The following is a 17,856-nucleotide window of genomic DNA, read 5'->3' on the forward strand; positions in this document are numbered from 1 at the left end:
GTTTATACGCCCCCGGCCCCTGCTCGCCCCGCCGCCACGCCGCCCCCCACCACGGCCGCGCCGCGCACGCCCCGCGGCTCCTCCCGGCCGGCCCGTCCCGCCCGGCCCCCGCGCCTCACCGCGCGGGAGCCGGTTCTCGTAGACTGGGGGAGTGACGAATGTCGATTCTCTCGCCGGTTTGATCATCCTCGTACTGCAGGTCATCGCGATCGCGGGAGCCGGGTTCGCGCTCTTCCATGCTGTTCGCCAGCCCAAGGAAGCATTTCCCGCCGTCGACAAGCTCACCAAGCCCGTATGGCTCGGCATCCTGGTCGCAGCATTGCTGGTGCTGATCCTGTTCGGCGCTGTCGGCCTGCTCGGCATCATCGCGGTCGTCGCGGTGTGCGTGTACCTCGTGGATGTACGGCCGCGCGTCGAAGAGGTTCAGCGCCGCCGCTGGTAGCCCGCTCGGTCACCGCTCCCGGTCGCTCAGGACCGCTCGTGCCTTGACAAGTGTGATCCAGATAATGACACTTCGAGTAACGGGTAAATCTCCGAGACGAGGCGGTCGGCCATGACTCTCACCCGCACGAACCGAGCACGCGACACCCACGCCGCTGCCGCGACGAGCGACAACACGCACGACGCCGAACGGCAGGAGACCGCGCAGCGGCTTCTCGAGTCGTCCGCGCGACTGTCCTACGATCCGGCGCTCGAGATCGACTGGGACGCCCCCATGCTCGAGGGCAGATACGGCATGACCCCCGAATGGTGCAGCCTCTACGGCACCGACCTGTGGGAACGCATGACCGAGGAACAGCGCATCACCCTCACCAACCACGAAGCGGCGAGCATCGCCGGTACGGGCATCTGGTTCGAGATGATCCTCATGCAGATGCTCGTACGCGATCTCTACCGCCGCGACCCGTCCACGCCGTACGTCCAGTTCGGGCTCACCGAGATCGCCGACGAATGCCGGCACTCCGTGATGTTCGCGCGGTCGGCACAGCGGTTCGGCGTGCCCTCGTACCGGCCCAAGCGCTGGATCCGGGAAGGCGGGCGCATCTTCAAAGCGGTGGCCAACGGCGCCCTCGCCTACGGTGGCACCCTGTTCGCCGAGGAAATCCTCGACATGATGCAGCGCGACTTCATGCGGGACGAACGGGTCCAGCCACTCACCCGCACGGTCAGCCACATCCACGTCGTCGAGGAGTCGAGGCACATTCGTTACGCCCGCGAGGAGACACGGCGCCGAGCGGGGCGTGCCACACGGCTCGAGCGCGCGTGGATCCGTCTCCATCTCGGTGTGAGCGCCTACTTCGTCGTCACCAGCCTGGTGAACGACCGCGTGTACGCCGCAGCAGGACTGGACGTCGCCGAGGCGAAAGCCGCAGCGCGGGAGAACACCCACTACCAGGACAGACTGAGGCTCGGGACCCGCCGCACGATCGAGTTCCTCGACGAGGTGGGTCTGGTCGGCGGCCCGTCGACACTTCTGCTGCGCAAGGCCCACGTCCTCTGAGACACAGTCCTCTGAGACACAGTCCCCTAGACACGTCCTTTGGGACACGGTCCTCTGGCGCCCGGTACACCACCGCACCCGCACGACAACACAACAGGAGAACGATCAGTGAAGAAGCCGTCCCGTACGACGTGGCCGATTGCAGCCGGAGTGGCACTCGCCGTCGGAGTCGCGGCAGGGGCGGCCGCCTCACGGCGGCGGCGACGCACCGTCGTCCGCGCGGAAGACGTCTCGCCGCACGCGCTTCTCTCGCCCCCGTCCCTCGAGCCGGACACGATCGAGGTCCAGACCGACGACGGGGCACGCCTGAATGTACTGGCCTACGGGGACCCCGAGGCGCAGACCCTGGTCTTCTGCCACGGCTGGACGTGCAACGCGGCGTACTGGACTCCGCAGATCAACGCCTTCGCGGAGAACTACCGCGTGGTTGTCTACGATCAGCGCGGCCACGGCAACAGCGACGCGGGCGCACGGCCGCTCGGAGCGGACGTGCTCGCCGACGACCTCAACTCGGTGCTCGACGCCACCGTGCCGGCCGGGCGCACAGCGATCCTCGCGGGCCACAGCATGGGCGGCATGAGCATCATCGCGTGGGCCGAGAAGTATCCCGACCAGGTCGACCGTCGCGTCGCCGGTGTACTGCTGGCCAGCACCGGCACCGACAATCTCGTCGCAGATTCGGCGATCGTGCCGCTACCCCAGCGCTTTCCCAAGGTGCCCGTGCCGGTCGCCCGGCGCGTGATGGGTGCGACCGTTCCGCTCGTCGAATCGTCCATGACCACCCGGGCGCTGCGCTACATCGCGCTGTCGCCGAACGCGAGCGGCGCGGAAGTGGCCTTCTGCCAGCAGATCGTGCTCGGCTGCCCGCCGCGCACCCGCGGCGGCTGGGGACACGCACTCAGTGCACTCGACATCCACGAGGGCCTGCAGAACCTCACGGTGCCGACCACCGTCCTCGTGGGCACCGCCGATCGCCTCACCCCGCCCGTCCATGCCCGGCGACTCGCCGCCGTACTCGAAGAAGCAGGCAACCTCGAGCGGCTGGTCGTGCTCGACGGTGTGGGCCACATGAGTTCGGTCGAGGCGATCGACCGCGTCAACGACGAACTGCTGCATCTCGTGGGGAAGGCGCAGGCGCTCGTCGGCTGAGCGGCCGGCGCCGAGGGGCGGAAGCGAGCGCCGGGACGGCCGGAATCAGCTGAAGACCACGGTCTTGCTGTCGTGCACCAGAACTCGATCCTCGAGGTGCCAGCGCAATCCGCGGGCGAGCACGAGCTTCTCGACGTCGCGGCCCTGGCGCACCATGTCGTTGACGCTGTCGCTGTGGCTGACCCGGATGACGTCCTGCTCGATGATCGGCCCGGCGTCGAGTTCGGCGGTCACGTAGTGGCAGGTCGCCCCGATCAGCTTCACGCCGCGAGTGAACGCCTGGTGGTACGGGCGAGCGCCGATGAACGACGGAAGAAAGCTGTGGTGGATGTTGATCGCGCGACCCGCCCAGTGCTCGCACAGCGACTGCGGCAGCACCTGCATGAAGCGAGCGAGCACCACCGCGTGCGGATCGTGGGCGTCGACGAGTTTGCGTACCTGTTCGAACGCCGGTCCCCGCTCGGCGGGGTCCTTCGGGAACGACACGTAATGGAAATCGATGCCGTGCCGACGCGCGACGGACTCGAGTTCCGGATGATTCCCGATGACCGCGCACACATCGGCTTCGAGTTCGCCGGCCGCGACCCTGCCCAGGATGTCGTGCAGACAGTGCGCTTCCTTGCTGACGAGAAGCACGACACGCTTGCGCTTGCCGGTGTCCGAGAGTGTCCATTCGGTTTCCGGGCCGATGGCCTCGGCGACCGCGGCGAATTGGGCGCGCAGTTCCTCGATCGAGAACGGGATCGACGAGGCGCGCACAGCCTGGCGTGTGAAGAACCAGCCACTGTCCTGGTCGGCGTGGTACGCCGCTTCCATGATCGAACCGCCGACGTCCGCGAGGAAGGTCGAAATCCGGGCGACGATCCCGGTTGTGTCCGGGCAGCCCAAGGTCAGGACGTAGCGGCGGTTGTCGGTCGAGGAAGCAAGCGTCATGGATCCGATTCTCTCAGGTGCCCCGAATCCGTTTTCCGCGGACGGGGTCCTTCGGCCTCACATCGGCGGCGGAGGGCGCCGGACGGTCGCGGTGCCGACGAGAGTAGTGGCGTCGACGGTGTGTATACCCCGCGCGGTGATCGTCTCGGCCAGGTCCTGCTTCACCGAGTCCACCTGCCCCGCATCCAATCCGGACAATGCCATCCGCCATCCGGTGCCCGCGACGAGCGCCCAGCACAGGTCCTCGGTCGCCGGGATCAGGTTGGACAACGTCCGGACCTCGACCGAGTGGGTACCGGCGGCGGCGAGCCACGTCTCGAGTGCGGTCGAGGTGTCGATGCGGCGCAGCGGTGAGCGGTCGTATTGCGGCGCGCGCTCGGCGAACTCGGGGGAGTGCCGGGCGGCGACCTCGAAGACCGCGTCCCGCAGGTCGCTCATCGCGTCCGCCCGCCATACCGTGACCCCCACGCGTCCACCGGGCCGAACCAGGCCCACGAGCCGTGAGAACGCGGCGTCCATATCCGGGAGGAAGAACACTCCGTAGGAGATCGCGAGGGCGTCGTAACCGGCTTCCGGTACGTCGGAGGGCGCTTCCCACAGGGTGACGTCGGCGCACACGAAATCGATGTTGGTCAGGGCGCGGGTCTCGGCGACCAGGCGGCCGCGCTCGAGCAGGTCGTCGGAGAGGTCGACACCGTGTACCCGCCCGGTGGGCCCGACCGCCATCGCGGCGGGAACAGCCGACGCGCCGGCGCCGCAACAGGCGTCGAGGACGGTGTCCCCGGCACCGACTCCGAGCTGGAAGACGAGCGCCTGGCCGGCCGGTCCCCACAAGGTGGGCGTGAGTATCTCGAAGTCGGTGCTCGCGGCATCGAACGTGCGCGCGGTCTCGGCGACTCCGCTGCCATCCGGGTGGTTCGCCCCGGTATCGGGTGGACGATTCTCCTCGGTGTTCACGACCCTGCCCCGCCGAGTTCGTAGAACGCGGACGGATACCGGAACTCGCCCGTCATCTCCGGCCGGTAGCCGGTGAGCGGGCGCGCCTGCAGGTGCGACGCCCATTCCGGAACGTCGGGGGTGATCCCGAGATCCGCCGCGGGCACGAACCCGAACCGCGGGTAGTAGTCGAGGTGGCCGAGCAACACGACGATCGACTCGTCGAGCGCGTCGGCAGCACCGAGCACAGCGTGCATCAGAGCCGAACCGATCCCGAACCTTGCCATGTCGGGGAGTACCCCGATCGGCCCCAGCGCGAGGGCCGGATACCCGCCGACATCGCCGCGGGTCGCACAGACGTGACCGACGATGCCGTTCGTCGCGTGCTCGCACACCAGTGAGAACGGGGGCAGCCAGTGGGGCCCGGTGCGGAGGGTGTCGACGAGGCCGGGCTCGACCGGGACGAGGCCGGGCGGGGTGACGGCGGCGAAGGCCCGGCGATGAACCTCGTACACAGCACCCGAGTCCGACGGCAGTTCCCGGCGAATGATCACCCCGCAAGTCTGGCCGCACCGCGCGTGACCGGCAACCTCTTTTGCGGTGTGGAAAGCTGGCGTCATGTCCGACACCACGCTCACCCGCTCGCGGGTCGCCGCGATGATCGACCACACCCTGCTGGCTCCGGAGGCGTCGTCGCAGGCGGTGCGCGCCCTCGTCGACGAAGCCCGGGAACTCGGCGTGTACGCGGTGTGCGTGTCGCCCTCGATGCTTCCGCTCCGTGCCGAGGGCCTGGTGATCGCGACCGTCGCCGGTTTCCCCTCGGGCAAGCACCACTCGCTGATCAAAGGGGCGGAAGCCCGCCTCGCGGTGGAGGAAGGGGCCCGCGAGGTCGACATGGTGATCGACATCGGCGCGGCTGTGGCAGGGGACTACAACGCCGTTCTCGCGGACATTCTCACCGTGCGCGAGGCGATCGGGTTCGATCCAGTGCTCAAGGTGATCATCGAATCCGCTGCGTTGTCGGACGAGGCGATCGTCGAGGTGTGCCGCGCGGCCGCGAATGCCGGGGCGAACTTCGTGAAGACCTCGACGGGTTTCCACCCCGCCGGTGGTGCCACCGAGCATGCTGTGCGGCTGATGGCGGAGACGGTCGGTGGCCGTCTCGGTATCAAGGCGAGCGGCGGAATCCGCACGGCGGACGCCGCCGTCCGCATGATCGAAGCGGGCGCGACGCGCCTGGGGCTCTCGGGGAGCCGGGCCGTCCTCGACGGCTTGCCCGACTGACCGCCTGTCACACGAGCACGCCGCACGAACCCTGGTCCTGCTGCTGCTGTGCTCCTTCCGGGTTCTCCGGGAGCACGTAACTGCCGCCCTCGAGGGTGAGTTCGACGCCGGCGTCGGTGACGGACACGGCGGTCGCCTTCATCCCGAGCGGGTACTGCTGCAGCCCCGAGGTCAGGATCTCCACGATCCCGTCCACGAGCGAGGTCGGCAACCCGAAGCCGAGAACCGAGGCGTCGACCGTCTGGACGGCGACCGCTCCGTCGGTCACGGTGGGCCGCACCGTGAATTCGGCGAGACCGTCCCCGCCGACGACGAACGTCAGCGTCCCGGCGGCGGGATCGGCGGTGACATCGCTGACCAGTCCGCCCACCGACTGCGCTTGCACGGTCGCGAGGATGCCGCTGGTGGGCCAGGTGACCTCGGCGCTGGAGCTTCCGATGGTGCCGGCACCCTCCGCGGAGTCTCGCAGGTCCACGTTCCGGACGACCGCGTGCACCTGCATCTCCTCGGCGGGGCCGAACGCGGTGTCGTCGCTGTCGAGGGTGACGGACGGAACCTGCTTGTCGACGAGCTGCAACAGGACAGGTTTCCAGCTCAGGTCCACGTCCACACCGGTACCGAGTTCACTCTCGAACGACTGAGCCAGGCAGGTCGTGGCGCGATTGCGGACGTAGACCTCGGCGCCCACGAGTACCGCGACGAGGGCGGCGACGAGAACGACGGCGATCGTGACGAGTCGGGTGCGGTTCCTTTGCGTCATGGTCGAGATTGTTCAGCACAAGTCTGAGGAAGCTATGAGCACATGCACACTCGTTGGCCCGAATCTGTGAGCTACACCACATGAGTTCGGTAGGCTGGCGGCCATGACAGGGTGGGCGGATTCAGAGAGCGGCGCATCCGGGCAGGTCGATCCCGACAGCCTGTTGCGGCAGCTCGCCGTGGCTCAGGCCGGGTATTTCACCGCGCGTCAGGCTACCGGGAACGGTATCGGTACCGACGGCTTCCGGCCCCGCATCGAAGCGGGTCTGTGGATCCGGATCGACACCGACCTGTTTCGGATGAGCGACAGTCCGCAGACGAAGTTCGACGAATTCGCACGGTGGTGTGCCTGGTACGAAGGCGCCGCGGTCGTCTCACACCAGAGCGCCGCCGACCTGCACGGCATGGGGCACCTGCAGCCACGCTTCCTGCACCTGTCCACGCTGGATCAGCGCACGGTCCCGAGCAATCGGCTGGCGCTGCACCATCGGGTGCTGTCGGACCGGGACTGCGAAGTCGTCGGATGTTTCCGCGTCACGACACCCGCGCGGACCGCTGTGGACCTCGCTGCCGGTGGCGTGTCGCAGGAGGTGCTCGACGAACTCGTGGGAGACGCGATCACACTCGGGCGTGTCGACTCCGACGAACTGCACGCCGCGGTCGCAGGGGAGCCCGCCACCGTGGCCGATCGCATCGCACTCGCATTGCTGTCCGCCGGCTGACCGGCAGCAGTCTCGCTTACACCGGGGCCATCGCGGGGGCGACGACACTCCACGGCACCGACAGCACACAATCGCGCATGCGACGGCGCTGCGCCTGCACCGGCACCCCTTGCTCGCGGAGATGCTCGAGCGTCGCGCGCCACCGAACCCGAGGGCCGAAGGATGCGTACGGAGCGGCCGTGGCCCATGCCCGATCCGCTGCCTGCAACAACTCGTGGATGCCTTCACCCTGGATGTTCCTGTGGATCAAGGCCTTCGGGAGTCGTTCGGCGACATCCGACGGCGTGGACACATGGAAGGGACTCCATGCCAGGGTCAGCGAGAGCGGACCGTCCTCGTCGAGCAGGACCCACGCGCAACGGCGGCCGAGTTCGTCGCAGGTTCCGTCGATGAGCAGCCCGCCGGGGGCAAGTCCGGCTCGTAACTGTGCCCAGGCCGAATCCACCGCATCTTCCGGATACTGCCGAAGCACGTTGAATGCGCGCACGAGGTTCGGGCGTAGTCCCGCGAGTTCGAACCCGCCACGCGCGAACTCCACCCCGTCGCGCCCAGGTACCACCCGGTCGGGATCGATTTCGAGGCCCACCATGCGCACATCGGGGCGCACCGTCCGGAGACGGGCCGCGAACTCCAGCGTGGTGACCGGCATCGCGCCGTAACCCAGATCGACCACCAGGGGATGGGCTGCCTCCGCGAGCGCGCCCACAACGGTGGGGTCGTGCATCGCCCAGCGGTCGCTGCGCCGCAATCTGTTGATCCCGGTGGTGCCGCGAGTGACGACACCGACCGGGCGCTGTCCGCGCACCCCCGGGCTACTGCCGGCCGAGCCAGTCGGTGGTGATCGCCGCTTCGACGGCGAACACCTCGACGAGATTGGTCAAGATCAGGTCTTCGAGTTTTCCGCCGACGAGCGGCAGATGGACTTTTGCTTCGGACGTGGTGCGCAGGGTGGTCCCGTCCTCGTGACCGAAGAGGTCCATCGTGCCGGTCAGTCGCCCGGGGCCGGCCGGCACGGACGCTTCGTAGCGTCCCGAAGAGCACTCGCCGAACGGGCCGTAGCTTTCCGTCCGGGTGATCACCATGTCTTTTTTCATGACGGTCCGGGCAAGATCGGGAAGATCGGCACGCGGGATGACATGGTGCAGCACGACGTGGATGCCGCTCTCGGAAACCGTGAATTCCTCGACGTGATTCTCGGAGTATTTGCGCATCTCGCGGGTGCGCGCTTCCCAGTGGTCGCGGTCGGCGAGCGCCCCGTAGACCCGCTCCGGTGGATACGGGAAGCGGGCAGAGTAGTCGATACGCCGGGACACGGCAGGTCAGGGTACCGCCCGGCCCAGGCTACGACGAAATCGTGGTCGGACCGTCAGGCAGAGCGGTCGCCTTCGAGCCACGACGCGGTGAAGGTCTGTTCCGCGGTGAACAGGCCGACGAGTTCGTCGACGATGAGACCTTCGATCTTGGAGCCCAGGAAAGGGATCTTCACCTCGACCCGGCCCTCGATCACGACCATCGACTCGTTGCCGTCGCCCTGGAGGGTGAAGGTGCCCTCCACGTGTCCGGGCATGCCGTCGACCCGTGCGGAGAACGTGCCCTGCGCGCGGTCACCGGTGAGCGGACCCCACGACTCCTGGCGGTGGATCACGAGGTCGCCCGGCCGGATGCTCGTCACGACGCTCGGCAGTTGCTCGGCCGGAATGGCCTGCTGCAGCGTGAGGTCGATGGTGCCGTCGCCGGTCTCGACCGACTCCACTGCTGCGCCGGGCCCGCCCACCTCCGTCAATCGGGTGTGCCAGTACTGCGGGTCGACGAACGCCGCGTGCACCGCTGCCGGCGAGAACGAGTAGGTCACAGAGTGGTCGATAGGGCTGCCCATGCGGGGCACGCTACCGTTTGCAGGTGCTCGATCCACGACTCAGGGCACGGCTCGCCGACGCGGGGGCCGTGATTTCCGAACATGTACCGCTGTCCACCTTGACGACGCTGCGTCTCGGAGGGCCCGCCGAGTACCTCGTCGAATGCACCTCCACGGACGTGCTGGTGGAGGTGATCCGCCTCCTCGACGAGCAGAAGGTGCCTGTTCTGCTGCTTGCCGGTGGCTCCAACCTGGTGATCGGTGACGACGGCTTCGACGGTGTCGTGGTGCGCATCGCGACCGGTGAGATCACCGTGACCGAGTCGGTGGTGCGCGCGGACGCCGGGGCTGTATGGGACGCCGTGGTCGAGGCGGCCGTGACCGCCGGAGTGGGCGGGCTCGAGTGCCTGTCGGGGATTCCCGGATCCGCAGGTGCGACACCGGTGCAGAACGTCGGTGCCTACGGCGTGGAGGTCGGGTCGCTCCTGCGCCGGGTGCGGCTGCTCGACCGTCGCACGGGTGAGACCGGGTGGGTCGAGCCCGCCGCTCTGGGACTCGGCTACCGGACGAGCATTCTCAAGCACTCGGACCACGCCGTCGTCCTGGAAATCGAACTCGACGTGCGCGCCGACGGGATGAGTGCACCGCTCGGGTACCGCGAACTCTCGGTCGCGCTCGGCGCTGAGCAAGGTGAACGCAGACCCACGGCACAGGTCCGCGACCACGTGCTGGGGTTGCGGCGCGGCAAGGGCATGGTGCTCGATCCGGCCGACCACGACACGTGGAGTGCCGGGTCGTTCTTCACCAATCCGGTCGTGCCGGACGAGCGCCTCGGCGGAGTGCTCGAGGCGATCGCTTCTCGCGTCGGACCGGACGTTCGTATTCCGCAGTACCCCGCGGACGGGGGCACGAAGCTGTCGGCGGCGTGGCTCATCGAGCGCGCGGGATTCGCGAAGGGATTTCCCGGGCCGGAGGCGCCCGCGAGCTTATCCACGAAACACACTCTCGCGCTGACCAATCGGGGCGACGCGACGACCGCGGATCTCCTGGCGCTCGCGCGGCAGATCCGTGATCGCGTCGAGGACGTGTTCGGAGTGCGCCTGCACCCCGAACCCGTCACCGTCGGCTGTGAGATCTGAAGCGGACTCGGTCCGCCGGACTACTCCGTGGTGCGGTGAAAACGTCCTGCGCTCGCCTGGTCACGTGGCTTGACGACGATCTGATCGAGATTGACGTGCGACGGCCGTGACGCCACGAAGCCGATGATCTCGGCGATGTCCTGAGCGACGAGGGGGGTGATCCCCTCGTACACCTTGTCGGCACGCTCCTGGTCGCCCTCGAAACGCACCAAGGAAAACTCCGTCTCGACGGCGCCGGGCGCGATCTCGGTCAGGCGCACGGGCAAGCCGAGCAGTTCGCCGCGCAGCGTCCGGTGCAGTACGGCCTGCGCGTGTTTCGCGGTGGTGTACCCCGAGCCGTTGTCGTACGCCTCCAGCGCCGCAACCGAGGTGATGGTGACGATGAGCCCGTCGCCGGAGGCGATGAGCTTGGGGATGAGCGCCTTGGTGACCCGCAGCGTGCCGAGGACGTTGGTCTCCCACATCCAGCGCCAGTCGTCCTCGTCGGCTTCGGCGACCGTCGCGAGTCCCTTCGCGCCGCCCGCGTTGTTGATCAGGACGTCGACACGGGGAATGACGGTCGTGAAGGCATCGACGGAATCCTCGTCGGTGACGTCCAGTTCGAGTGCGGTGCCACCGATTTCGTCGGCGAGTCGCTCGAGCCGGTCGAGTCGGCGTGCTCCGACCACGACGTGGAACCCCTGGGCGGCGAGAGTGCGTGCGGTGGCCTCGCCGATGCCGGAGGATGCTCCGGTGACGACGGCGATGCGGGAATCGGGGGAGATGGTCATGGCTCCGATCGTAATGTCGTGCGAGTCGTGCAGGTCGCCGGACAGGGAACGGCCGGTTTCGGGAGGTAGCGGCAACGAGGACCGGAATCGTCCGGAATAGGGGTCAGGCTCTTGTCATGACTACTTCCACCACGAGTGTCGCCCCGTTCCGCATCGACATTCCCCACAGCGCCCTCGACGACCTCCGTTCTCGCCTCGATCGGGCGCGCCTGCCCACAGCGTTGCCGGGCGACGACTGGTCGACGGGGGTTCCCGTGAGTTACCTCGCCGAGCTCGTTCGCTATTGGCGCAACGAATACGACTGGCGCGCAGCGGAAGCGAAGATCAATGCGCTTCCACAGTTCACCACCGAGATCGACGGCCAACGGATCTGGTTTCTCCACTTCCGGTCCCGGCACGAGAATGCGACACCCCTGCTGCTCACTCACGGGTGGCCGGGATCGGTGCTCGAATTCGTCGGACTCGCGCCCCTCCTGACGGACCCTGCGGACCCCGAGGATGCTTTCCATCTGGTCGTTCCGGCGCTCCCCGGATTCGGATTCTCCGGCCCGACCTCCGAGGGTGGCTGGACTACGGACCGCATCGCGCGGACGTGGGTCGAACTCATGACACGGCTCGGCTACGAACGGTTCGGAACGCACGGCGGAGACCTCGGCGCCGACGTGTCCCCGGAAGTCGGAAGGGTGGCACCGGACCGGGTCATCGGCGTCCATACGAACGGTGGCCCGGGGCCGTACCCCGTTGTGCAGGACGACAACGACCTCGCCGGTCTGACCGACCTCGAACTGCGCCGGGTCGCGGCGGTTCAGGAGTTCATGACCGAGCAGTCCGGCTACTACACCATCCAGGCAACACGTCCTCAGACCCTTGCGTACGGGCTCGTCGACTCGCCGGTAGGGCAACTCGCCTGGATCATCGAGAAGTTTCGCGAATGGACCTGGCCCCGTGAGGCACTTCCGGAGGAGGTGGTGTCCAAGGAGTGGCTGATCACGAACGTGATGTTGTACTGGCTCACCGGTACAGCGGGAAGCGCCGCGTATGTCGGTTACGCGCAGGCCGGGGACGGGGGCTGGGGTGAAGCCAAGCCGAACTCCGGCGTCCCGACCGCGGCGATAGTGTTCGCCGGCGACGTCGGCGTCCGCCGTTTCTCCGAGACGGAGAACACCATCGTCCGATGGGTCGACGTCGACGACGGCGGCCACTTCGCCGCCCTCGAACAACCCGACCGGCTGGCGGCGGATATGCGTGAGTTCTTCCGGTCGCTGACCTCCACCCGCGTCCGACCTGCGAAGACGGCGGGTCGGCGCTAATGTGAGCGCCCATGACGACCACTCGGGGGCGTTACAGCTCGGGGGAGCAGACCCGTATCCGGCTCGTAGAGGCCGCCGAACGACTCTTCGCGCGTCGTGGTTACGACGGGGTCACCCTCGCGGACATCCGTAAGGCCGCCGGCCAGCACAACTCGTCGGCGATCGGATACTACTTCGGCACGAAGGAAGGGCTGTTGCTGGCGGTGTTCACCCACCGACTTCCTTCGGTGGACTCCGAGCGCGCCGCGCTGCTCGCGGAGATGCTCGCGGAGAAGGGCCGGTTGTCGACGCGGGATGCGTTGTGGGCGATCGTGAAGCCGCTCGCCGGCACGATCGGCCGTAACAACCGTTACGTCGCCCTGCTCGACCGGCTGATGCACAGCGACCGGTTCTGGTGCGACATACCCGGCGCGCATCCGTGCGCGGGGGCGACCGGAAGGGATGCGGATCTCGCTCTCCGGACATCGATCGGGCACCTTCCGGACGACATCGGGACCCAGCGACTGGACCTGGTGTACGGCAGCATCCTCGGACGTCTCGCGCATTACGACCGGCGCGGGCTTCCCCCGACACGGACCGAGTTGACGGCGCTCGTCGACGCGTGGGAGGCGTTGCTCCTCGCTCCGGTCTCGGACGAAACCCACGACGCCCGCCGCGCGTCGTGAACCGTTCGGCCTGCCTACAACTGGACACCCGCCGGTTCGGGCGATAAGTTCGACCCCATGTCGGTCGGCCCTACCTCCACTCCGCGCGTCACATACGTGACCGCCGCGTTGGGATCACGGCTGCCTCTGGCGCGCGAACTCTGTTGTCGCTGCTGCGGAAAGTAACTCCGCGCCGATCCTGATCCCGTTCTCACGGATCTCTTCACCGGACGTGGCCACACGTCGTCGGTATTCGGTGCGTCGACCTTCGTCTTTCGCCCTTCCCGGATGCCGATCACGCCCGGGGCCAGCAGCAAGGAACAGCCGTGAGCGCTCCCACTCTCTCCCCGTCCGCACTTCTCTCTCCGCGCCCTTCCGCACCACGTAGCGGTTCGCGCACCGTCGCACCGGCCCGCAGCCGCACTACGATTCGTACCTCGCAGCAGGTCAGGATCGTTCCACCCGATCTCAAGATCGCCGACGGTACGGGCGCCTCGGTCTTCCGGGTCGCCGCCCAGCGCGGCCCGATCTCCCGCGACATCATCGCGAAGGTCACCGGGTCGAGCATCGCCACCGTCAACCGCCAGGTCTCGGCGCTCCTCGCCGCGGGCCTGCTCCGCGAACGCGCCGACCTCGTCGAGTCCGGTGCGATCGGCCGCCCCCGGGTGCCGGTCGAGGTCGATCACGAGCGGTATCTCACCGTCGGCATCCACATCGGTGCCGTGACCACGGGCATCGTCGCGAGCGATCTGCGCGGGCGCATCATCGGGGCCGTCGAGGTGCCGACCCCGACCGGTGACCAGAACCTCGCGCTCGCGTCGATCACCGCCAGCGCCAGAGCTTTTGCGGCCCGCTGGCACCGTCGGACGCCCCTGTGGGTCGGCGTCGCGCTGGGAGGCCGCGTCGATTCGGTGACCGGGCTCGCCGACCACCCTCGCCTGGGATGGTCCGGTGCGCGGGTCGGTGCGGTTGTCGGGGGTGGGTTCGGTCTGCCGGTGTCCGTCGCCGCACACGTCGAGGCGATGGCGGCCTCGGAACTTCTTCTGACCCGCGACCGCGACGCCGCCGACCTCAAGGGCACGAGCCTGTACTTCTACGCACGGGAAACGGCCGGCGTCGCCCTCACTTTCGACGGCAAGGTGCACACGCCGGCCGGTGGGCCCGGGTCGATATCGCACTTGCCCACCGGCTCGTCCGCGTCGTGCGCCTGCAATGCCACCGGCTGCCTCGAGGCGACGGTGAGCGACCACGCGGTCGCACAACGGGCGCGCGCCGACGGGATTCTCGGCGACGGCGACGAGACGACCGTCCAGGCCGTGTATCGCCTCGCGCGGGCAGGGTCGGCGCCCGCCCACGATCTGCTCGTCGAGCGGGCCACCGTCCTCGGGCGCACCGTCGGAATGCTCCGGGATCTGTTCAACCCGGACCGCGTGATCCTCGGTGGTCAGGCGTTCACCGAGTACCCGGCCGCGGTGCCGCACGTCGCCGATGCATTCGCTCGGTCGTCGACCCTGCCCCGCAAGGACATCCGCATCACGGGGTTCGGAAACCGGGTGCAGGCGCACGCAGCCGGGGTGGTGTCGCTGAGTTCGCTGTACTCCGACCCGCTCGCCGCCATGCGACGAGCGGCGGGGTAACCCGAACCCGGTTCGCACACGGCCCGTCAGAGCAAGGGGGGTCCGTCCGTGGCGGCGGAGTCCGCTCCCCGCCGGTCCAGTTCGGCTCGGGCCCGGTCGAGACCGCCGTGCTCGAGTGCGGCAAGCCGAGACTCGCCGGACCATACCGTCTTCCCGCGCTCACGCACGGTGACACTCATCGATCCCGCGAGATGTTCGATCGCCCCGGGTACGTTGCGCCGCTCGGCGGGCAGCGGAACCGGGAGTACGTGGGCCGATCCGATGGGTGAGGCCGCCTCGATCTCGATACTCCACCGGCGGTTCCGTCCCTGTAGCGACCAGGTCTCGTCCGTGACGGTGGCCCGCACGGGCGAGGTCACGGGATTGCCCAGTCGCACCACCGGTCCGCCCGGCAGCGCCACGACGACGGCGGTCACCTCGGTACGCAGGGGGCCGGAATGCACCTGGCCGCCGGCGAACGCCACACACGCCTCGGGATCGGCGAATCCCTGCGCCTGTCCCCACCACCACGATTCGGGGAAACCGCCTTTACCCCAGTTCTTTTCGCCGTAGACCTGTGCGCCGTCGAGGTCCCACTTCTCGTCCCCGAGTACCGCGTACCCTTCGGCGCGGGCCCCGAGAAGCCACGGATGCCAATACTGATTCAATGCCGGAACCGTCTGGAACACGCTCGACCCGCCGAATCGGCGCCGGGGCCAGGGGAGGGTGGGGACGATCCGGACGTCGAGTCGACCGTCCTCACCGAGGTCCATCAGGACACGGTCGGGGTCACCACGGAATGCCGATCCTGCTGTCGCTCCCAGTTGCGCCACGTCCGCTGCTGCTTCGGGATGCGTAGTCGTACGCAGGAATCCGTTGGGATGCGCGGCGAAACCCAGAGTTGCCCAATGCCCGTCGTCGGAGCGGTTGACGCCGCACAGTGCGATGATCACCCGCCCGGTGTCGGGCTGTGTGAACCGCCAGAAGTAGCCCTCCATCGCGACGCCGTGCGCGACGAGCGGGTTGCCGAACGGAAGATCTGCGCCGGTCGCACGATAGCGCTCGAGCAGCGACCTGTTGTTGCTCTCACGCGTCGCTCGGCGTCCTCGATGTTCCATCGGTTCTCCTTCTCGTCGGTACGGCACGTCGTATCTCTAGAGTGGAAGCGAAGTTTCGTGGAGACCGGGCGGAGTCCCCCGCAGCCGGAACCATTCGGTGCCGAACGCGGCCCTCAACTCTTCGTCGCTCATACCCAGCATGGGGCCGAAATCGCCGATCTGCGACTCGTGTGCGTGCATCGCCGCACGTTTGGCGGCGATCGCTGCGGACACGTCGACCGCGGTGGTCAGTTCACTCTCCGGCAGGCCGAATGCGTCGAGGTCCGGCGGCCGCGCGCCCTCCGCCATGTCGGGGATCGCCGCGAACAGCCGCTTCAGGTGGTCACGGTTCATGGAGGACTCGTACACGGCGTGATGCCCGGTCTGTGCCTCCGCCCGCACACCGACGCGGTGTACCTGAATGTGATCGGGGTGCCCGTACCCCCCGTTCGGGTCGTAGATCGTCACCACGTCGGCATGCTCCTCCTCGATCACGGCTGCGAGGCGCGCAGCCGCCTCCTCGACGTCGACGCGAGCGAACGCGCCAGGGGCATCGTTGGCCGGTGTGCCCGCCATCCCCGAGTCCGCGTACCCGAAAGTGACCAGCCGCGACACTCCGAGGGCCTCGGCGGAACGTTCGACTTCGCGGATCCGTCGGTCGGCGAGGCTCTCTCCCGGGGCGAGCAGCCCGTCCGGGTGCTCGCCTTGTGCACCGTCGGTGGCAACGACGAGTACGACCCGGTGCCCCGCGTCGGCCGCCAGCCGCATCGCACCGCCTGTGGTGAACACCTCGTCGTCGGGGTGCGCGTGAAAGCATAAGAGGACGCCCATACCGTGAATGCTGGCACGGATAACTGTTCCGTGGGGTTACCCGGGCCGGAAGCGACCCGGGACGGCGAGGGTCGGGCATATCGACATCCCATCAGAGAAGAGAACGAGAGCACACGTGTCACAGAGGCTGGGCGGCTCGTACCGCGAGTTGTTCACCGCGCCGGGATCGGTGGCGTTCTGCGCGGCCGGATTCGTGGCGCGGTTGCCGATCGCAATGGTCGGAATCGGAATCGTCACCATGTTCTCGCAGCTGCGAGGCAACTACGGACTCGGCGGCGCGTTGTCCGCGGTGTTCGCCTTGTCGTACGCGTTGTTCACACCGCTGGTGTCGCGGGCCGTGGACCGGCACGGGCAACGCCGGGTACTGCCCGCTGCCGCGGTCGTCAGCGCCACGGCGATCGTCGCAATGCTCGCGGGCGTGCGCCTCGAGGCTCCCGTCGCGTTGCTGTTCGTGTGTGCGCTCCCCGCCGGCCTGATGCCTACGATCGGCGCGATGGTCCGCGCACGATGGACCGAGTTGTACGGCGGTACGGCCCGGCTCCGGACGGCGTTCGCGCTCGAAGCGGTGATCGACGAGGTGTGTTTCATCGTCGGCCCGGTGCTGTCGGTGGGGCTCGGAGTGGCGGTGTTTCCCGAAGCCGGCCCGCTGCTCGCCGCGATCCTGCTGCTCGTCGGAACCTTCACCCTCGCGGGGCTGCGAAAGACCGAACCGCCCGTGCATCGCCACCGCTCGGACTCGCCCGGCGTCAAGCTGCTCCGCTTGCCCGCGTTGCTGGCGATCATCGCGATGATGGTCGCGATCGGTGTGGTCTTCGCTGTGATCGACGTCGTTGCGGTCGCGTTCACCGCCGAGCGGGACGCGCCCGGCGCCGCGACCTTCGTGATCGCGCTGTTCGCGACGGGCTCGGCCCTGAGCGGCCTGGTCTTCGGGTCTCGGGTGGCGCATTCCGCGCCGGCACGGCAGTTGCTCATCGCGACGGCGGCGCTGTCCGTCCTGCTGTGGCCGCTGCTGCTCGCCGGCACGGTTCCCGTCCTCGCGGTGCTCTATCTGATGGCGGGCTGCGCGATCTCGCCGGCCATGATCGTCGCCACCTCCCTGACTCAGCAGATCGTGCCCGCGCGTCAGCTCACGGAGAGCATCACGTGGACCGTGGCGGGCCTCGGCGTCGGTGTGGCCCTGGGGTCGGCGGCAGTCGGCCAGGTCATCGATCACGTCGGCGTCACCGCGGGGTTCGGAGTCGGTATCGCCGCAGGTCTGATCGCTGTGGCCTGCGCCACGGGGATCCATCTGCGGTCCCGGATACAGTGAC

The 17,856-nt window shown here is 68.2% G+C and carries 20 protein-coding genes; 10 read left to right on the forward strand and 10 right to left on the reverse strand.

All coding sequences use genetic code 11. The annotated features are described in order from the left end of the window. Positions 1-151: 151 nt before the first annotated feature. The 3 genes from ACFWBU_RS13925 to ACFWBU_RS13935 all read left to right on the forward strand — a co-directional run bounded on the left by ACFWBU_RS13925 (position 152) and on the right by ACFWBU_RS13935 (position 2,650). Positions 152-442 carry a DUF2516 family protein gene (locus ACFWBU_RS13925; RefSeq protein ID WP_169619351.1) on the forward strand — a complete coding sequence of 97 codons (291 nt, stop codon included), beginning with the start codon at positions 152-154 and terminating at the stop codon, positions 440-442. Between the two features lie 111 nt (positions 443-553). Further along, positions 554-1,501, forward strand: a complete 948-nt coding sequence (locus ACFWBU_RS13930) for a diiron oxygenase (protein ID WP_378528532.1) — start codon at positions 554-556, stop codon at positions 1,499-1,501. Positions 1,502-1,609: 108 nt separating this feature from the next. Then, the gene (locus tag ACFWBU_RS13935; protein WP_378528533.1) at positions 1,610-2,650 is read left to right on the forward strand and encodes an alpha/beta fold hydrolase; all 1,041 of its coding nucleotides are present in this window, start codon (positions 1,610-1,612) and stop codon (positions 2,648-2,650) included. 45 nt (positions 2,651-2,695) lie between these two features. Here ACFWBU_RS13935 and purU read toward each other — a convergent pair whose 3' ends face one another. Genes purU through ACFWBU_RS13950 form a run of 3 tightly spaced genes read right to left on the reverse strand, consistent with a single transcriptional unit; the run spans position 2,696 to position 5,073 of the window. Beyond that, positions 2,696-3,583, reverse strand: a complete 888-nt coding sequence (purU, locus tag ACFWBU_RS13940) for a formyltetrahydrofolate deformylase (protein WP_169619356.1) — start codon at positions 3,581-3,583, stop codon at positions 2,696-2,698. Between the two features lie 57 nt (positions 3,584-3,640). Further along, complete coding sequence (locus ACFWBU_RS13945) at positions 3,641-4,540, reverse strand: class I SAM-dependent methyltransferase (RefSeq protein WP_378528534.1); 900 nt, start codon at positions 4,538-4,540, stop codon at positions 3,641-3,643. Next, the gene (locus ACFWBU_RS13950; RefSeq protein ID WP_169651570.1) at positions 4,537-5,073 is read right to left on the reverse strand and encodes a GNAT family N-acetyltransferase; all 537 of its coding nucleotides are present in this window, start codon (positions 5,071-5,073) and stop codon (positions 4,537-4,539) included. The genes ACFWBU_RS13945 and ACFWBU_RS13950 overlap by 4 nt, the downstream gene beginning before the upstream one ends. A 64-nt stretch (positions 5,074-5,137) precedes the next feature. On the opposite strand from ACFWBU_RS13950, the gene deoC reads away from it, so the two are divergent. After that, the gene (gene deoC, locus ACFWBU_RS13955; protein WP_169619360.1) at positions 5,138-5,803 is read left to right on the forward strand and encodes a deoxyribose-phosphate aldolase; all 666 of its coding nucleotides are present in this window, start codon (positions 5,138-5,140) and stop codon (positions 5,801-5,803) included. A 7-nt stretch (positions 5,804-5,810) separates the two neighbouring features. Here the strand turns inward: deoC and ACFWBU_RS13960 are convergent, their stop codons facing one another. Further along, positions 5,811-6,563 (reverse strand): DUF2993 domain-containing protein, encoded by a 753-nt coding sequence (locus tag ACFWBU_RS13960; RefSeq protein WP_169619362.1) that lies wholly within the window; start codon positions 6,561-6,563, stop codon positions 5,811-5,813. Between the two features lie 103 nt (positions 6,564-6,666). Here ACFWBU_RS13960 and ACFWBU_RS13965 point away from each other — a divergent pair, with 103 nt between their 5' ends. Beyond that, complete coding sequence (locus ACFWBU_RS13965) at positions 6,667-7,284, forward strand: type IV toxin-antitoxin system AbiEi family antitoxin (protein WP_169619364.1); 618 nt, start codon at positions 6,667-6,669, stop codon at positions 7,282-7,284. A gap of 16 nt (positions 7,285-7,300) precedes the next feature. Here ACFWBU_RS13965 and ACFWBU_RS13970 read toward each other — a convergent pair whose 3' ends face one another. From ACFWBU_RS13970 to ACFWBU_RS13980, 3 genes are read right to left on the reverse strand one after another with little or no spacing between them, the layout of a single operon-like run. Next, positions 7,301-8,089, reverse strand: a complete 789-nt coding sequence (locus ACFWBU_RS13970) for a class I SAM-dependent methyltransferase (protein WP_169651285.1) — start codon at positions 8,087-8,089, stop codon at positions 7,301-7,303. A gap of 7 nt (positions 8,090-8,096) precedes the next feature. Next, complete coding sequence (locus ACFWBU_RS13975) at positions 8,097-8,597, reverse strand: DUF2505 domain-containing protein (RefSeq protein WP_378528535.1); 501 nt, start codon at positions 8,595-8,597, stop codon at positions 8,097-8,099. A 53-nt stretch (positions 8,598-8,650) separates the two neighbouring features. After that, positions 8,651-9,160 carry a DUF2505 domain-containing protein gene (locus ACFWBU_RS13980; protein WP_169619370.1) on the reverse strand — a complete coding sequence of 170 codons (510 nt, stop codon included), beginning with the start codon at positions 9,158-9,160 and terminating at the stop codon, positions 8,651-8,653. 71 nt (positions 9,161-9,231) lie between these two features. Between ACFWBU_RS13980 and ACFWBU_RS13985 the strand changes: the two genes are divergently transcribed. Further along, positions 9,232-10,278, forward strand: coding sequence for a UDP-N-acetylmuramate dehydrogenase (locus ACFWBU_RS13985; protein WP_296549651.1), 1,047 nt, complete (start codon positions 9,232-9,234; stop codon positions 10,276-10,278). 20 nt (positions 10,279-10,298) lie between these two features. On the opposite strand, the gene ACFWBU_RS13990 is transcribed toward ACFWBU_RS13985, so the two are convergent. After that, entirely contained in the window at positions 10,299-11,048 is a 750-nt protein-coding gene (locus ACFWBU_RS13990; RefSeq protein ID WP_169619372.1) for an SDR family NAD(P)-dependent oxidoreductase, read from the reverse strand. 116 nt (positions 11,049-11,164) lie between these two features. Between ACFWBU_RS13990 and ACFWBU_RS13995 the strand changes: the two genes are divergently transcribed. From ACFWBU_RS13995 to ACFWBU_RS14005, 3 genes are all read left to right on the forward strand, one after another. Next, positions 11,165-12,358: an epoxide hydrolase family protein gene (locus ACFWBU_RS13995; protein ID WP_378528536.1), complete on the forward strand. Its 1,194-nt coding sequence runs from the start codon at positions 11,165-11,167 to the stop codon at positions 12,356-12,358. A gap of 11 nt (positions 12,359-12,369) precedes the next feature. Then, positions 12,370-13,023 (forward strand): TetR/AcrR family transcriptional regulator, encoded by a 654-nt coding sequence (locus tag ACFWBU_RS14000; RefSeq protein WP_378528537.1) that lies wholly within the window; start codon positions 12,370-12,372, stop codon positions 13,021-13,023. Positions 13,024-13,328: 305 nt separating this feature from the next. Continuing rightward, positions 13,329-14,639 (forward strand): ROK family protein, encoded by a 1,311-nt coding sequence (locus ACFWBU_RS14005; protein ID WP_296549443.1) that lies wholly within the window; start codon positions 13,329-13,331, stop codon positions 14,637-14,639. A gap of 26 nt (positions 14,640-14,665) precedes the next feature. Here ACFWBU_RS14005 and ACFWBU_RS14010 read toward each other — a convergent pair whose 3' ends face one another. Together ACFWBU_RS14010 and ACFWBU_RS14015 are read right to left on the reverse strand one after the other, a co-directional pair. Further along, positions 14,666-15,736 carry a tocopherol cyclase family protein gene (locus ACFWBU_RS14010; RefSeq protein ID WP_378528539.1) on the reverse strand — a complete coding sequence of 357 codons (1,071 nt, stop codon included), beginning with the start codon at positions 15,734-15,736 and terminating at the stop codon, positions 14,666-14,668. Positions 15,737-15,772: 36 nt separating this feature from the next. After that, positions 15,773-16,546: a PIG-L family deacetylase gene (locus ACFWBU_RS14015; protein WP_378528540.1), complete on the reverse strand. Its 774-nt coding sequence runs from the start codon at positions 16,544-16,546 to the stop codon at positions 15,773-15,775. 127 nt (positions 16,547-16,673) lie between these two features. On the opposite strand from ACFWBU_RS14015, the gene ACFWBU_RS14020 reads away from it, so the two are divergent. Continuing rightward, positions 16,674-17,855 carry an MFS transporter gene (locus ACFWBU_RS14020; RefSeq protein ID WP_240954848.1) on the forward strand — a complete coding sequence of 394 codons (1,182 nt, stop codon included), beginning with the start codon at positions 16,674-16,676 and terminating at the stop codon, positions 17,853-17,855. Position 17,856: the final 1 nt, after the last annotated feature.

The organism is Rhodococcus sp. NPDC060084, assembly GCF_042730335.1.
Taxonomy (GTDB): domain Bacteria; phylum Actinomycetota; class Actinomycetes; order Mycobacteriales; family Mycobacteriaceae; genus Rhodococcus.

Excerpts from the sequence above, each read along its gene's own strand:
- ACFWBU_RS13930 (WP_378528532.1), top strand. The coding sequence starts at position 554 with ATGACTCTCACCCGCACGAACCGAGCACGCGACACCCACGCCGCTGCC.
- purU (WP_169619356.1), bottom strand. The coding sequence starts at position 3,583 with ATGACGCTTGCTTCCTCGACCGACAACCGCCGCTACGTCCTGACCTTG.
- deoC (WP_169619360.1), top strand. The coding sequence starts at position 5,138 with ATGTCCGACACCACGCTCACCCGCTCGCGGGTCGCCGCGATGATCGAC.
- ACFWBU_RS13960 (WP_169619362.1), bottom strand. The coding sequence starts at position 6,563 with ATGACGCAAAGGAACCGCACCCGACTCGTCACGATCGCCGTCGTTCTC.
- ACFWBU_RS13965 (WP_169619364.1), top strand. The coding sequence starts at position 6,667 with ATGACAGGGTGGGCGGATTCAGAGAGCGGCGCATCCGGGCAGGTCGAT.
- ACFWBU_RS13980 (WP_169619370.1), bottom strand. The coding sequence starts at position 9,160 with ATGGGCAGCCCTATCGACCACTCTGTGACCTACTCGTTCTCGCCGGCA.
- ACFWBU_RS13990 (WP_169619372.1), bottom strand. The coding sequence starts at position 11,048 with ATGACCATCTCCCCCGATTCCCGCATCGCCGTCGTCACCGGAGCATCC.
- ACFWBU_RS13995 (WP_378528536.1), top strand. The coding sequence starts at position 11,165 with ATGACTACTTCCACCACGAGTGTCGCCCCGTTCCGCATCGACATTCCC.
- ACFWBU_RS14000 (WP_378528537.1), top strand. The coding sequence starts at position 12,370 with ATGACGACCACTCGGGGGCGTTACAGCTCGGGGGAGCAGACCCGTATC.
- ACFWBU_RS14010 (WP_378528539.1), bottom strand. The coding sequence starts at position 15,736 with ATGGAACATCGAGGACGCCGAGCGACGCGTGAGAGCAACAACAGGTCG.
- ACFWBU_RS14015 (WP_378528540.1), bottom strand. The coding sequence starts at position 16,546 with ATGGGCGTCCTCTTATGCTTTCACGCGCACCCCGACGACGAGGTGTTC.